At 61.8% G+C, this 13,548-nt stretch carries 13 protein-coding genes; 8 read left to right on the top strand and 5 right to left on the bottom strand.

The window, feature by feature from the left end:
- Positions 1-55: 55 nt before the first annotated feature.
- Entirely contained in the window at positions 56-385 is a 330-nt protein-coding gene (locus C2U30_RS19190; RefSeq protein WP_103244311.1) for a hypothetical protein, read from the top strand.
- A gap of 255 nt (positions 386-640) precedes the next feature.
- Positions 641-1,996 carry an NCS2 family permease gene (locus C2U30_RS19185; protein WP_103244310.1) on the top strand — a complete coding sequence of 452 codons (1,356 nt, stop codon included), beginning with the start codon at positions 641-643 and terminating at the stop codon, positions 1,994-1,996.
- Between the two features lie 73 nt (positions 1,997-2,069).
- Here the strand turns inward: C2U30_RS19185 and C2U30_RS19180 are convergent, their stop codons facing one another.
- The 4 genes from C2U30_RS19180 to C2U30_RS19165 all read right to left on the bottom strand — a co-directional run bounded on the left by C2U30_RS19180 (position 2,070) and on the right by C2U30_RS19165 (position 5,913).
- Positions 2,070-3,272 (bottom strand): ISL3-like element ISAeme19 family transposase, encoded by a 1,203-nt coding sequence (locus tag C2U30_RS19180; RefSeq protein WP_076611394.1) that lies wholly within the window; start codon positions 3,270-3,272, stop codon positions 2,070-2,072.
- 121 nt (positions 3,273-3,393) lie between these two features.
- Positions 3,394-4,218 carry a co-chaperone DjlA gene (djlA, locus tag C2U30_RS19175; protein ID WP_039040028.1) on the bottom strand — a complete coding sequence of 275 codons (825 nt, stop codon included), beginning with the start codon at positions 4,216-4,218 and terminating at the stop codon, positions 3,394-3,396.
- 19 nt (positions 4,219-4,237) lie between these two features.
- The gene (murU, locus tag C2U30_RS19170; protein WP_103244309.1) at positions 4,238-4,906 is read right to left on the bottom strand and encodes an N-acetylmuramate alpha-1-phosphate uridylyltransferase MurU; all 669 of its coding nucleotides are present in this window, start codon (positions 4,904-4,906) and stop codon (positions 4,238-4,240) included.
- Positions 4,903-5,913, bottom strand: coding sequence for an aminoglycoside phosphotransferase family protein (locus C2U30_RS19165; RefSeq protein WP_103244308.1), 1,011 nt, complete (start codon positions 5,911-5,913; stop codon positions 4,903-4,905). Before C2U30_RS19165 ends, murU begins: the two co-directional genes overlap by 4 nt.
- 174 nt (positions 5,914-6,087) lie before the next feature.
- On the opposite strand from C2U30_RS19165, the gene lptD reads away from it, so the two are divergent.
- Genes lptD through C2U30_RS19135 form a run of 6 tightly spaced genes read left to right on the top strand, consistent with a single transcriptional unit; the run spans position 6,088 to position 12,913 of the window.
- Positions 6,088-8,547: an LPS assembly protein LptD gene (gene lptD / locus C2U30_RS19160; protein WP_103244307.1), complete on the top strand. Its 2,460-nt coding sequence runs from the start codon at positions 6,088-6,090 to the stop codon at positions 8,545-8,547.
- A 30-nt stretch (positions 8,548-8,577) separates the two neighbouring features.
- Complete coding sequence (gene surA, locus C2U30_RS19155) at positions 8,578-9,870, top strand: peptidylprolyl isomerase SurA (RefSeq protein WP_010673209.1); 1,293 nt, start codon at positions 8,578-8,580, stop codon at positions 9,868-9,870.
- Positions 9,871-9,920: 50 nt separating this feature from the next.
- A complete protein-coding gene (gene pdxA / locus C2U30_RS19150; protein WP_080944220.1) occupies positions 9,921-10,916 on the top strand; it encodes a 4-hydroxythreonine-4-phosphate dehydrogenase PdxA in 996 nt (331 codons plus the stop codon).
- On the top strand, positions 10,906-11,718 hold the full coding sequence (rsmA, locus tag C2U30_RS19145) for a 16S rRNA (adenine(1518)-N(6)/adenine(1519)-N(6))-dimethyltransferase RsmA (protein ID WP_010673207.1): 813 nt from the start codon (positions 10,906-10,908) through the stop codon (positions 11,716-11,718). The genes pdxA and rsmA overlap by 11 nt, the downstream gene beginning before the upstream one ends.
- Positions 11,719-11,722: 4 nt before the next feature.
- A complete protein-coding gene (gene apaG, locus C2U30_RS19140; protein ID WP_010673206.1) occupies positions 11,723-12,085 on the top strand; it encodes a Co2+/Mg2+ efflux protein ApaG in 363 nt (120 codons plus the stop codon).
- Positions 12,086-12,091: 6 nt separating this feature from the next.
- On the top strand, positions 12,092-12,913 hold the full coding sequence (locus C2U30_RS19135) for a symmetrical bis(5'-nucleosyl)-tetraphosphatase (protein WP_103244306.1): 822 nt from the start codon (positions 12,092-12,094) through the stop codon (positions 12,911-12,913).
- A 126-nt stretch (positions 12,914-13,039) separates the two neighbouring features.
- Here C2U30_RS19135 and C2U30_RS19130 read toward each other — a convergent pair whose 3' ends face one another.
- Positions 13,040-13,525: a 2TM domain-containing protein gene (locus C2U30_RS19130; RefSeq protein ID WP_045523772.1), complete on the bottom strand. Its 486-nt coding sequence runs from the start codon at positions 13,523-13,525 to the stop codon at positions 13,040-13,042.
- Positions 13,526-13,548 lie beyond the last annotated feature (23 nt).

Below are 13,548 nucleotides of genomic sequence, written 5' to 3'. Positions count from 1 at the left end.
CTTTTTTGCCTCTTCTGACTTACAATCTCCACCTATTCCCCACCGATAGCGACCCATGACCCAAGCCTCCACCACCAGACTCACCATCCAGATCCAGCTCGAACCCGGCTGCCTGGGGCCGGATGGCAAGCAGCACATCGATACCTTCTGCGCGGCCGCCAACCGGATCCTCGCCGCCATCGAACCCCGACGGGTGCACTGGGTGCTGCTGCCCCGCCATGACAAGCAACTTGCCGAGCAGGCCTACTTCCTTGATGGCCGCCCCTTGAGCGAAACCCAGGCCACCCTGCTGCTGCAACGCATGGGGTTGACCCTCGATCCCTTGCTGGAGCAGAGCGATGCCGTGCTGAGCCAGCTTATCGAACGCTACCAGAAAAACCGTTGATCCCGATGTGGAAACGGGGCTCTATTGGTCCCCTTTCTCCTGCCTCCGGGAGAAAACGTTTGAATTTTTACTCTATTCATTGATCCGCCTCGCACATCCGGGGTTTGTAAACCTGGCCGCCTGTGTGAAAATGTGCGCGCTGTCACGGTATCAGGACGAGTCTGGTCACTTCACCGCCAGAATCAGGGTCCGTCGCCCCGCATGGATGGGCCGGGCCCCCTGCTGCCTATTTCACGTCACCCATTGGAATCCAACATGAATCAACCACATCACGCTACCGGGCAGACCGCCAGCCCGGCTGCCGGGCATGGATTGCTCGAGCGCCTGTTTGCCCTGCGCGGTCATGGCACCACGGCCCGCACCGAGGTGATCGCCGGCATCACCACCTTCCTGACCATGGTCTACATCGTCTTCGTCAACCCGCAGATCCTCTCTGCGGCAGGCATGGACACCCAGGCCGTGTTCGTTACCACCTGCCTCATCGCCGGCATCGGCAGCATCCTGATGGGTCTGCTGGCCAACCTGCCCATCGCCCTGGCTCCCGCCATGGGCCTCAACGCCTTCTTCGCCTTCGTGGTGGTGGCCGGCATGGGCTACTCCTGGCAGGTCGGCATGGGCACCATCTTCTGGGGTGCGCTGGGCCTGCTGATCCTGACCCTGCTGCGGGTACGCTACTGGCTCATCGCCAACATTCCCCTGACACTTCGGGTCGGCATCACCGCCGGCATCGGTCTGCTCATCGCCCTGCTCGGCCTGCACAATGCCGGCATCGTGGTCGCGAGCCCCGCCACCATGGTGACCGTGGGCAACCTCACCTCCCTGCCCTGCCTGCTGGGGCTGCTCGGCTTCTTCCTCATCTGCATCTTCTCCGCCCGCGGCGTCCACTCCGCCGTGCTCATCGCCATCGTGGTGACCACCACCCTGGGCTGGCTGTTCGGCGACGTCACCTTCAAGGGCTTCGTCTCTGTGCCGCCGAGCATTGCACCGGTCTTCGGCCAGCTGGACCTGATGGGATCGCTGGACATCAGCCTCGCCGGGATCATCTTCTCCTTCATGCTGGTCAACCTGTTCGACTCTTCCGGCACCCTGATCGGCGTGACCAACCGCGCCAAGCTGGCCGATGACAAGGGGCACTTCCCGCGCATGAAGCAGGCCCTGGTGGTGGACAGCGTCAGCTCCGTCGGCGGCGCCTTCATGGGGACCTCGTCCGTGACCGCCTATATCGAGAGCAGCTCCGGCGTCGCCGTGGGTGGCCGCACCGGCCTGACCGCCATCGTGGTGGGCATCCTCTTCCTGCTGGCCATCTTCTTCTCTCCGGTTGCCGCCATGGTGCCGGCGTATGCCGCGGCGGGGGCCCTCATCTACGTGGGCGTGCTGATGTGCTCCGAGCTGACCCGGGTGAAGTGGGAAGACCTGACCGAAGCGGTGCCGGCCTTCATGACCGCGGTGATGATGCCGTTCAGCTTCTCCATCACCGAAGGGATCGCCGTGGGCTTCATCTCCTACTGCGTGATGAAGGCGGGCACAGGCCGCTGGCGCGAGATCAACCCCTGCGTGCTGGTGGTGGCCCTGCTCTTCGTCCTCAAGTTTGTCTGGGTCGATGCCCACTGATTTTTCTTCCATGAAAAGAAAAACCAGACTCTGAAAACAAAAATGCCCGTCATCGACGGGCATTTTTTTAGGTTCATCGCGGCTTTCCGGGGAAGGCCGCCTTGATTTTCAGAAAAAAGTATTCTGAGTCCCTAAATCCATATGCCATACGCTTTATCACTTTGATCTTGTTGTTCACCCCTTCCAGCACACTCGTGTGCATCGGGTAGTTTGCACTCGCCAGGATCCCCCGCATATATTTCGATAAATTTCGACCAAATCGTTGCAGCGGCGCTAGCCCGCTTTCCTTCACCTGCCGCATCCAGCTCCGCCATCGTCGCCATCCTTCCCACACGCTCGGCGCATACCAGATGCCCTTCAACCCCTCTTTCAGCACGTACACCATCGCCAGCGGTTGATTCGCCGCCAACAGCTCCTGCAACTTCACATCCTGTTTTTCACTCAACTTCGCCCGATTACGTAGCAGCAACCAACGCGCACTTTTGACCACTTTTCGCGCCGGTTTATCGCTTTTCAGTGCATTCGCCTGCTCCACTCGCACCCGGTCCACCACCTCTCGGCCATAGCGAGCCACCACGTGGAACAGGTCGTAGACCACCTCCGCCTGCGGGCAGTGTTGCTTCACCTCCAGGTCGAACGCCGTGTTCATGTCCATCGCCACCGCTTCAATCTGCTGGCATCGCTCGCCGAGCTGCTCGAAGAAGGGACGGATAGCGGCCCGGCTGTTGCCGTGCCCCACCCACAGGACGCGGGTTCGCTCGGCATCCATGATCACGGTGGCATAGCGGTGTCCCTTGTGCAGGGCAAACTCATCCATCACCAGCCGCCGCACCTCCCCAAGTTCGATGGTGCCCACACTGGTCTGCAAACGGCGCTTGTCGATCTCCTTGATGGTGTGCCAACCGACCCCGGTGAGCTGGCTGACATGGCGGATGGGGAGGTACTGAACGAGCGCTTCAATCCAGCACTGCATGCGCCGGGTGAGGCGGGAGCCAGAGGGGAGCCAGTCGATATGTTCACTGACGCGACCACAGCGCAGACAGTCGACGCGGCGAACAGGCAGTTGTAACCAGACTTGTCGGTCAAATAGGTCTCGCTCACGCACCCGGCGGATACGTTGGTCGTGGATCAATGGCGTGGGTTGCAGGCATCGGCGACAACGGGGCAACAGGTCGGCGCGAGGCTCAAGGGTAAACAGGGTGTGATGGTTGGCAGAAAGCGCTTGGGCGATGACGGTATAACCTGGCCAGAAGGAGGCAATATCAATATGATGCACGGCGACAGCAGGGTGATGGTGGTGGTGTGTTTGGAGACAGCCAGTTTACCAGCACCCTGTCTGTCAACTTCCACTTCCCCAAGATCCCGCGAAGAACCTTTTTTTATGGCGGGTACAGGGCTCAGCGTATGCCGCGGGCCTCACGGATCCACTCCCAGGCCTGCTGGATCTCCTGGGTCTTCTCCTTGGCCATCTCCATCATCTCGGGGGGCAATCCCTTGGCGGCCAGCTTGTCAGGGTGATGCTTGCTCATCTCCTTGCGATAGGCTCGCTTGATCTCCTGATCGCTGTCGCTCTCGTTCACCCCGAGCAACTGATAGGCATCCTTGAGGCGATCCCGGGAGGGGGGCTCCTGACGGTATTGCTGCCCCTGGCCACCGCCCTGCTGTTGCTGACGGTGGAAGAAGTTCATCTGGGCCTCGGCCATGGCCAGAATGCGGGCCAGCTCGATGCGACTGAACCCCAGCTCGTCGGCGATGGTTTGCAGGATGGCCCGCTCGTTCGCCTCCACCTGACCGTCGGCGAAGGCGGCCTGCAGCTGGACCTCGAGGAAGAAGCGCAGGATGTCACGCTGCCCCAGGCTCGCCTGGCGAAACTCCGCCAGGGTCTCGCGCAGGGGGAAGTCACTCTCCTTGCCCTGGCGGAATGACTCCTGGGCCCTTACCCGCTGCTCTCCGGCCAGCCGCATCCTGTCCATCAGGTTGGACGCGACCCTTATTTCGTGCTCGGTGACCTGGCCACTCGCCTTGGCGATGTGGCCCATAACGGCGAAGGTGGCATGGAAGAAAACGGCCTGCTGCTGCTGGCTGGGCGCCCGCTGGAAGGCCCCGCGGATCCCCATGCCCCGATCGAAGCGATGGCCGATCCACAGGCCCAGCAGGGCACCGAAGATGTTGCCGAGCAGAAAACCGAAGAAGGTGCCAAGCACCTTGCCCCAAATACGCATGGTTCAAGACCTCGTGATGTTAATGGGTGCCGGCGAGCAGTTGCTCGTCCAGCTCGCGCAGCCGATCCACTGTGCCGATGTCGCGCCACTCGCCTGCCAGCAGGCTGCCACCCACCCGTCCCTGCGCCATCCAGTCGCGCAGCAGGGGGGCCAGCTTGCGCGCCCCGCAGGGCAAGCCGGCAAAGGCGGCAGGCTGATAGAGGCCGACGCCGCTGAAGGTGAGGGCCGGGGTGTCCAGCACCCGACCCGCTTGCAGGGAGAAGTCCCCTTGCGGGTGCTGGGGAGGGTTGGGCACCAGCCAGAGGTGGGCGAGCTCCTCCCCAAGCGGCTGGTTCACCAGAGCGCGATAATCCAGGTCGAGCCAGGTATCGCCGTTGATCACCAGAAAGGGTTCGCAGCCCAGCAGGGGCAGCGCCTGCACGATGCCGCCGGCGGTCTCGAGCGCGCTCTCTTCGGCCGACCAGTGGATGGATACCCCGAGTGCACTGCCATCGCCGAGGGCCGCCACCAGCTTGTGTCCGAGCCAGGCGTGGTTGATGACAAGTGTGGTCACGCCGGCTGCCTTGAGTTTTTCGATATGGTGCACGATGAGCGGCTTGCCCCCCGCCGCCAGCAGCGGCTTGGGCAGCAGATCGGTGAGCGGACGCATCCGCTCGCCGCGCCCGGCGGCCAGGATCATCGCCTTCATGGTGTCACCCCGGTGCGCGCCAATCCGGGCAGCACCACCTGCTCCAGCCACTGGCCGAAGCGGGCCAGCACCGGATAGGCGGCGCCATGGCTGCGACAGACATCAACGACGTAGCCCAGGGTACGGGGAATGTCCTTGAGGTAGCCGGCCTTGCCATCGCGGTGATAGAGGCGGGTGAAGATCCCCGCCGCCTTGAGGTGGCGCTGCATGCCGGTGAGATCGGCTGCGCGACGAAACGCGGCATAGTCCAGATTGCCGAGCAGACCGGCCCCTTGCAGGGTGTCGAAGCCAAGTCGCATGCCCTGCTCGATCACCACGTCCGGCCAGCGCACGTAGCAATCTTTGAGCAGGGAGACCAGGTCATAGCTCAGCGGCCCGATGACCATGTCCTGGAAGTCGATCACCGCCAGCTCGCTGTCGGCCGGGGTCTCGCCGCCGCACACCATCAGGTTGCGGCTGTGAAAGTCCCGGTGCATCACTCCTTGTGGCTGGGCCTGGTTGCTCGCCGTGAGGCAGGCGAAGGTCTCCGCCAGCAACTGCTGCTCTTCATCACTCAGGGCCAGTTGCAGGTGATGCCCCAGCAACCACTCGGGGAAGATGGCATTTTCGCGGGCCATGAAGGCCTCATCGAAGGGCTCGAGCTCGAGCGCCACGGCGCCGAGCCCTGGCAGCAGGGCGATGGCCTTGCCATACCAGGCCAGTACGCTCTCTTCGTTCAGGCAGCCGATAAGCTGGGTATCCCCCAGATCCGTCACCGCCAGCAATCCCTGCTCGTAGTCGACCCCCTTTACCTCGGGGGCCAGCAGCCCCGCATCGTGCAGGGCGGTCGCATTGCGAACGAATTCATGATTTTTTTCGGTTTTCGGATTAGCATCCACCCACACCAGACCGCCGCCCCGGAAGTAGCGGCGGAAACTGGCGTCACCGGAAATAAGCGTCAACGAGAGGTTGGCGTCACCGGAAATCCGGCGAGCCCATTGCAAAAGCAGGGAAGCGCGATCGTGCATGAGTCGGGAACCAAATTGGAAAGCAGCACTTGGCTGTTAGCCCTGGCCGCAATAATGCTTTATCATTGCCGGCTAACATAAAGCAATGACATGCAATGTCAACTCGATGGATCCTGACATAAAATGCATGCCCTGAATCCACCGTTTTTACTACGGATTGCGCGAGCCTTTCACATGACAAAATGGACACTGGGATACTCCTGTCCCATCGCCCTGACCATCAGCCTTGTTCCTGCCCTGAGCCCGCTCATGGCCCAGGCAGCGCCACTCAATGCGCCACCCGCTACCGGGATCCTCGACAGCCTCTGCTATGACTATGTCCCCAAGATAGAGAAGCCCACTGCGGGCCAGGACGCCAATGCCCAGCCCGTCGAGGTGGATGCCGATCGCCTGGAGGCCAAGCAGGGCGGTACCGCCGTCTACGAGGGTGACGTCAAGGTGCGCCAGGGCGTGCGCAAGTTCGACTCCGACTATGCCCAGCTCGACCAGAAGAGCCGGGATGTCATCGCCATCGGCAACATCTATTACAACGATGGCCAGATCACGGTCACCAGCGACAAGACCCTGAAATCCAACCTGGACACCAAGAACTCCGAGCTGGAAGAGGGCAAGTATCAGGTCCATGGCTCACCGGTGCGCGGCTTCGCCGAAAAGGTGACCATGACCAACAACAACCAGAACATCACTCTGGAAGGGGCCCAGTACACCACCTGCCCACCGGGCCAGGAGGCTTGGACCCTGAAGGCCGGCAGCATCGACATCGATCAGTCCGAGGTATTCGGGGAGGCCTGGAACGCCAGCCTCTGGCTCTATGACTATCCGGTCTTCTACTTCCCTTATATCAACTTCCCCATCAAGGATGAGCGCAAGACAGGTCTGCTCTACCCAGGCTATACCCAAAGCTCCAAGAACGGCATGGACATCACCCAGCCGTTCTACTGGAACATCGCCCCCAACTACGATGCCACCATCACCTCCCGCTTCATGGACAGACGGGGCCTGATGGAACAGGTCGAGTTCCGCTACATGCCGGACCCGGCCCACGTGGGGAGCCTCTACTTCGAGAACCTGGCAGACGACAAGCAGTACGACGAGACGGCCAGCCTCAATCAGCATCTCTCTGACGGTCACCGTTACCTGCTCAGTGCCCGCCACACCTCCATGTTCATGGACAACGCCATGCGGGTGTCGGTGGACTACACCAAGGTACGGGACCAGGACTACAACTACTTCAACGACTTCACCCCCAAGGTGGGGACCCAGGTCGACAACCAGTTGCAGCAATCCCTGAAGGCAGGTTACTACCAGCAGAACTGGAACCTCGATGCCGAGGTACGGACCTATCAGATCCTGCTGGCCAGCGCCCAGCAGCCCCACGAGCTGATGCCGCGCATCAACCACAACTACTACCAGCAGGGCAGCTGGTACGATCTGGCCTGGAATACCGAGCTGACCAACTTCGGCTACAACAACGATCAGGCCATCGAGCAGAACAAGGGGGAAGCCTATACCGGCACCCGGGTCTACACGGCCCCCACCCTGACCATCCCCCTCGTTGACGAGGCGGGCTACTTCCTCGACAGCCAATACAAGCTGATGTACACCCGTTACGACCAGACGGTACCGGACAACATGAGCCAGGCATTCCGTGACAAATTTGATCCAACGTCAAAAGGCATCAATACCGGAACCGGGAAACAAGAAAATGTCACTCTGGAAGAGGGGGCCATCACCCGGGTACTGCCCTCGTTCCGTCTCAAGGGCGGCATGACCTTCGAGCGGGATCAGCAGTGGTTTGGCGAGGGAGCCAACCAGACCCTGGAACCTGAATTCCAGTACCTCTATGTGCCCTACAAGGATCAGGACAACATCGGTGTCTATGACTCCACCACCATGCGCCAGGACTACTACAGCCTGTTCAGCGATCGCCGCTTCGCCGGTCTGGACCGCATCAGCGACTCCAACCGGCTCTCCTTTGGGGTCACCACCCGCATTTATGATCCGGCCGGGGATGAACGAATCCGGTTGGCCGTTGCCCAAGCCTTCGACTTCGTTGCGCCCAGGGTCAAGCTTTACAGCAGCGATGAGCTGAGCACCAATACCCGCTCCCCGCTGTCGTTCGAGGGTGACGCCAAGATCAACGAGCAGTGGTATGCCCATGCGGGGGCACAATATGATATGGAACAGCGCCAGATAAGCTCTGCCAACAGCGCACTGGAATACCGTCACGAGAAGTTGATCAGCCAGTTGAACCACCGCTTCGTGCGGGATGCCAACTACGACCTCGACCACAAGGGGCAGGTGACGGATCTCAACCAGATCGGCCTGCTGCTGACCACCCCGCTGGACGATCGCTGGCACCTTTATGGCGGCTACTATCAGGAGCTCAATCAGAACGTCAAAGTGGACCGCAAGGTGGGTCTGAAATACGACTCCTGCTGCTGGAGCATCAACTTCAACCTGGAATGGGTCAACACGCCAGACAACGTGAACCTGACCCCGACGTCCGAGCGCAGCCTCGGCATTCAATTTGAAATGAAAGGATTGGGTAGCGTGGGTACCGGCTCCAAGGGCACTTCCCTGGACACCGAAGCACTGCCTTACATTCGTCCGTTTAACCTGCGAGACCAGTAATCGGTCTGGCAAACGCCTTGAGAGATGGATATGAAGAAGACGTTGATTTCCCTGCTGACCGCAGGCCTGTTCGGAGTCATGAGCCAGGGTGCCCTCGCCGCCCCCGAGCTGATGGACAAGGTGCTTGCCGTGGTCAACAAGGATGTGGTGCTGGCCAGTCAGCAAGAGGCCCTGGTGCAAAAGGTCAAGGCCTCCGCCCAGGAGAGCGGCCAGTCCCTGCCCGATGACGTCACCCTGCGCAAGCAGGCGCTGGATCGCCTGATCCAGGAGAGCCTGCAACTGCAACTGGCGGAGCGCCAGGGGCTCAAGATCAGTGACACCCAGCTGGAACAGGCCATTCAGAGCATCGCCGCCGACAACAAGATGAACCTGGAGCAACTGCGCGCCCAACTGGAGCGGGAAGGCCTGACCTACGCCCAGTACCGTGAGGAGGTGCGCCGCGAGATCCTGATGAACGAGGTGCGCCGCAGCCAGGTCCGCCGTCGCATCAACATCTCCGATCAGGAGGTCAAACAGGTGGTCGAGGCCCTGAGCAAACAGGGCCAGCAGCAGACGTCATATCATATCGGCCATATCCAGGTCGCACTGCCGGACAACCCGAATGCCGAGCAGCTCAACGCTGCCAAGGCCAAGATCGAGCGCATTCTGGCGTCCCTGAAAGAGGGGGCCGACTTCCGCAAGCTGGCCATTGCCGAGAGTAACGGTCCCAAGGCGCTGGAAGGGGGTGACTGGGGCTGGTTGAGCCCGCAGGAGATGCCCACCCTGATGGCGGAAGCCGTGCAAGGGGCCGGCAAGGGTGACATCGTCGGCCCGCTGCGCTCCGGCGCCGGTCTGCACATCATCAAGATCTTCGACACCAAGGGTCAGCAACAGGTCATGCAGACCGAGGTGAAGGCGCGCCACATCCTGATCAAGCCCTCCATCATCCTGAGCGAGGAGAAGGCCAAGGGCACCCTGGACGGCATCCTGCACGACATCAAGAGCGGCAAGGCCAGCTTTGCCAGCATGGCAGAGAAATACTCCGAGGATCCGGGCTCTGCGGTGCAGGGTGGCGAGCTGGGCTGGTCTGATCCCAACGTCTATGTGCCGGAATTCCGCGACATGCTGGGGCGCCTGCAACCGGGCCAGATCAGCGAACCCTTCCGCACCAGCCACGGCTGGCACATCGTGCAGCTCGAGGATCGCCGCAGCCAGGACGCCACCGGCAAGGCCCAGGAGCAACGCGCCTACCAGCTCATCTTCAACCGCCGCTTCGCCGAAGAGTCCCAGGCCTGGCTGGATGAGCTGCGCGACGAAGCCTACATCCAGATCGAACCCAATTGATGGGCGACAAGCAGATGAACAAGGCGCATCCAGGGCACGCCGAGGCACAGCTGAGCTGCCACCGGCTTGCCATCACCCCGGGTGAACCGGCTGGCATAGGCCCGGATCTGGTCCTGCAGATTGCCCAGCGGGCCTGGCCCCATCAGCTGGTTGTGATCGCCGATCCCGCCCTGTTGCGCGAACGGGCCGCCCTGCTGGGGCTGTCCGTCGAGCTTGAACCCTATGACGAAAGCGCCCCCACCCGTCCGCAGCGGGCGGGGACTCTGACCGTCTGCCCCGTGCCGCTCGGCGCCCCCGTGGTGCCAGGCAAGCTGGATGAGGGCAACGGCGCCTATGTGCTGGCCACCTTGCAGCGCGCCTGCGACGGCAACCTGAGCGGCGAATTTGCCGCCGTGGTGACCGGGCCGGTGCACAAGGGGATCATCAACCAGGCGGGCGTCTCGTTCAGCGGTCACACCGAGTTCTTCGCCCAGCAGTCCGACACCGCCGATGTGGTGATGCTGCTGGCCACCGAAGGGCTGAGAGTGGCCCTCGCGACCACCCATATTCCCCTTGCCTATGTGGCCAAGGCCATCACCGAGGATCGCCTTGGCAAGGTGATCCGCATCCTGGATGCGGATCTCAAGCGCAAGTTCGGCATCGAACACCCTCGGATCTATGTCTGCGGCCTCAATCCCCATGCCGGGGAAGGGGGTCATCTGGGCCGTGAAGAGATCGATGTCATCGAACCCGCCCTGGCCGCCCTGCGCCAGGAAGGGATCGATCTGGTCGGCCCGCTGCCGGCCGATACCCTGTTCCAGGACAAATACCTCAAGGATGCGGATGCGGTACTCGCCATGTACCACGATCAGGGGCTGCCCGTGCTCAAGTACAAGGGCTTTGGCAACTCGGTCAACATCACCCTCGGACTTCCCTTCATCCGTACCTCGGTGGACCACGGCACCGCGCTGGATCTGGCAGGCAAGAACCTGGCAGACCCCGGCAGCCTCACCACCGCGATCAACCACGCCATCCAGATGGTAGAGAAAAAAAGATATGAGCAGTAAGGTGCACATGGGCCACACGGCCCGTAAGCGTTTCGGTCAGAACTTCTTGCACGACCGGTATGTGATCGACCAGATAGTGGCCGCCATCAACCCGCAACCGGGTCAGAATCTGGTGGAGATAGGCCCGGGTCTGGCCGCGCTCACCGAGCCGGTCGCCGCCCAGATGGACAAGATGACCGTGGTCGAGCTGGACCGAGATCTTGCCGCACGTCTGCGCGAACACCCGACCCTCAAGGAGAAGCTGACCGTCATCGAAGCCGATGCCATGCGCTTTGACTTCAGCACCCTGATGGGGGAAGGCAAGGGGCCGCTGCGCATCTTCGGCAACCTGCCCTACAACATCTCCACCCCGCTCATCTTCCACCTGTGCGAATTTGCCGACCGGGTGGAGGACATGCACTTCATGCTGCAAAAGGAAGTGGTGCTGCGTCTGGCCGCCGGCCCGGGCAGCAAGGCCTATGGCCGTCTGAGCGTGATGACCCAGTACTACTGTCAGGTAGTGCCGGTGCTGGAAGTTGGCCCGGGCGCCTTCAAGCCGGCGCCGAAGGTGGATTCCGCCGTGGTACGTCTGATCCCGCACAAGAACCCGACTATCGTCGCGAAAGACATTCGTTGCCTGAACCGGGTCTGCACCGAAGGCTTCGGCCAGCGTCGCAAGACCATTCGCAACAGCTTCTCCAACTTCATCACCGACGCCCAGCTGACCGAGCTTGGCATCGATGGCAACCTGCGCCCGGAGAATCTCTCCCTCGAGCAGTTCGTCACGATCGCCAACTGGCTGGCCGACCAGCAACAGGCCTGATCCCATGACCCAAGCCCGGATAGTGGTCCGCCCCCACCCCAGCTATGTGGCGGGAACCGCAGATCCCTACCATTTTCTCTATCGCATCGAGATTGAGAACCTGGGTCCGGGCACGGTGCAACTGCTGCATCGACGCTGGCTCATTACGGATGCCAATGGCAAGATGCTGGAAGTGGAAGGTCCCGGCGTGGTCGGTGAACAACCCCTGATCGCCCCCGGCGAGACCTTTTCCTACCAGAGTGGCGTTCCCCTCGCCACACCGCTTGGCGTGATGGAAGGCAGCTACATCCTGCAGGATGAATCGGGGCAACAATTCGAAGCCCCCATCGCCCCCTTCACGCTGGCCGTCCCCAACATAATCAACTGAGGTTTCATGGCGAACTGTTTCGTCGGTGATATCCAGGGCTGCTACGACGATTTGCGCCGTCTGCTGGATCTTGCCGAGTTCGACTTCGATAACGACACGCTCTGGCTGTGCGGCGATCTCGTCGCCCGGGGGCCGGACTCCCTCAACACCCTGCGTTTCGTCAAATCACTGGGGCAGCAGGCCGTCACCGTGCTCGGCAACCACGACCTGCACCTGCTCGCGGTGGCCCACGGGGTCGCCCCGCTCAAGAAGAAAGACAAGCTGCAGGCGCTGATGGAGGCGCCGGATCGGGACGAGCTGCTGGAGTGGCTGCGTCACCGTCCCCTGCTGGCAGAACACCCCGACCTGCCCATCATGATGGTGCATGCGGGCCTCTCCCCCGCCTGGGACGCCCACACCGCCCGCAGTTGCGCCCGGGAGGTGGAGAGCCTGCTGCGCGGGGATCAGTACAGCTGGCTGCTGCACAACATGTATGGCGATCAGCCCGACAGCTGGAACGACAACCTGCTGGGCATAGAGCGTTACCGCTACATCATCAACAGCTTCACCCGGATGCGCTTTTGCTACTTCGACGGGCGCCTCGACTTCAAATGCAAGAAGGGCCCCACCGAATCGACCCCGGGCCTGCGCCCCTGGTTCGAGCAGCGCGAGCACCATGTGGATGACCCCATCCTGGTCTTCGGCCACTGGGCGGCCCTGATGGGCAGCACCGGCAAATCCGATATCAAGGGACTCGACACCGGGTGCGTCTGGGGCAACAGCCTCACCCTGTGGCGCTACGAGGACGACGCCCTGATCGCCACCCCCTGCCCGGCCTATGCCAAGTAGAGCGGCTCTTTGCGGAACAAGGGAATGATCCGCCGTTGAGAGGACAGCAATGCCCTCTCCTGCGAAATGGAGCTGAAAACAGAACGGGCCCGGCAATGTCGGGCCCGTTTTTTCATGATGAGCGGATCAGAGCCTGCGCCCCAGCCGTTTCTCGACCTGGCGCCGCTCCCATTCCGGGCCAAACAGCTTGAAGGGCTGGAACAGGTTGATGGCGTGAGAAGCCAATCCCAACCCCCAGCCCAGCATGGGCCACCAGGCCCAGATATAATCCGGGTTGCTCAGGTAGTTGATGATGAACAGCCCCCCTATCACCAGCACATAGCTCATGAGGTGGCCGTAGAAGCCCCTGAGCCCCTCCACGAACTTCATCGCCTCCCGCTCATCCCGCGCCACCTGCACGCGTCCCCGATCTTCGCCCTCATTCCCTTTCATCTCGCTCTCCTGCAGTTGGGTCACATCGAGCTCGAAGACGGCGGCCAGGGCCTTGAGGGATTCCAGTCCAGGTTGCTGGCCCTGCTCTATTCGCTGAATGGTGCGAACGCTCAGGCCAGTGAGGGTCGCCAGCTGTTCCTGGGACCATCCCCGTTGCAATCTCAACTTCCTGACGATCATCTTGCGCTCCTTGTGGTGATTGA

Origin of the sequence: Aeromonas sp. ASNIH5 (genome assembly GCF_002902865.1) — a bacterium.
Classification (GTDB): domain Bacteria; phylum Pseudomonadota; class Gammaproteobacteria; order Enterobacterales; family Aeromonadaceae; genus Aeromonas; species Aeromonas caviae.
Note: the sequence above shows the minus strand (reverse complement) of the source record. Positions and strands in the feature narration are given on the sequence as shown.

What these genes read in the sequence shown, in the direction of transcription:
- C2U30_RS19190 (WP_103244311.1), top strand. Translation starts at nt 56, where the DNA reads ATGACCCAAGCCTCCACCACCAGACTCACCATCCAGATCCAGCTCGAA.
- C2U30_RS19185 (WP_103244310.1), top strand. Translation starts at nt 641, where the DNA reads ATGAATCAACCACATCACGCTACCGGGCAGACCGCCAGCCCGGCTGCC.
- djlA (WP_039040028.1), bottom strand. Translation starts at nt 4,218, where the DNA reads ATGCGTATTTGGGGCAAGGTGCTTGGCACCTTCTTCGGTTTTCTGCTC.
- murU (WP_103244309.1), bottom strand. Translation starts at nt 4,906, where the DNA reads ATGAAGGCGATGATCCTGGCCGCCGGGCGCGGCGAGCGGATGCGTCCG.
- C2U30_RS19165 (WP_103244308.1), bottom strand. Translation starts at nt 5,913, where the DNA reads ATGCACGATCGCGCTTCCCTGCTTTTGCAATGGGCTCGCCGGATTTCC.
- lptD (WP_103244307.1), top strand. Translation starts at nt 6,088, where the DNA reads ATGACAAAATGGACACTGGGATACTCCTGTCCCATCGCCCTGACCATC.
- surA (WP_010673209.1), top strand. Translation starts at nt 8,578, where the DNA reads ATGAAGAAGACGTTGATTTCCCTGCTGACCGCAGGCCTGTTCGGAGTC.
- rsmA (WP_010673207.1), top strand. Translation starts at nt 10,906, where the DNA reads ATGAGCAGTAAGGTGCACATGGGCCACACGGCCCGTAAGCGTTTCGGT.
- apaG (WP_010673206.1), top strand. Translation starts at nt 11,723, where the DNA reads ATGACCCAAGCCCGGATAGTGGTCCGCCCCCACCCCAGCTATGTGGCG.
- C2U30_RS19135 (WP_103244306.1), top strand. Translation starts at nt 12,092, where the DNA reads ATGGCGAACTGTTTCGTCGGTGATATCCAGGGCTGCTACGACGATTTG.
- C2U30_RS19130 (WP_045523772.1), bottom strand. Translation starts at nt 13,525, where the DNA reads ATGATCGTCAGGAAGTTGAGATTGCAACGGGGATGGTCCCAGGAACAG.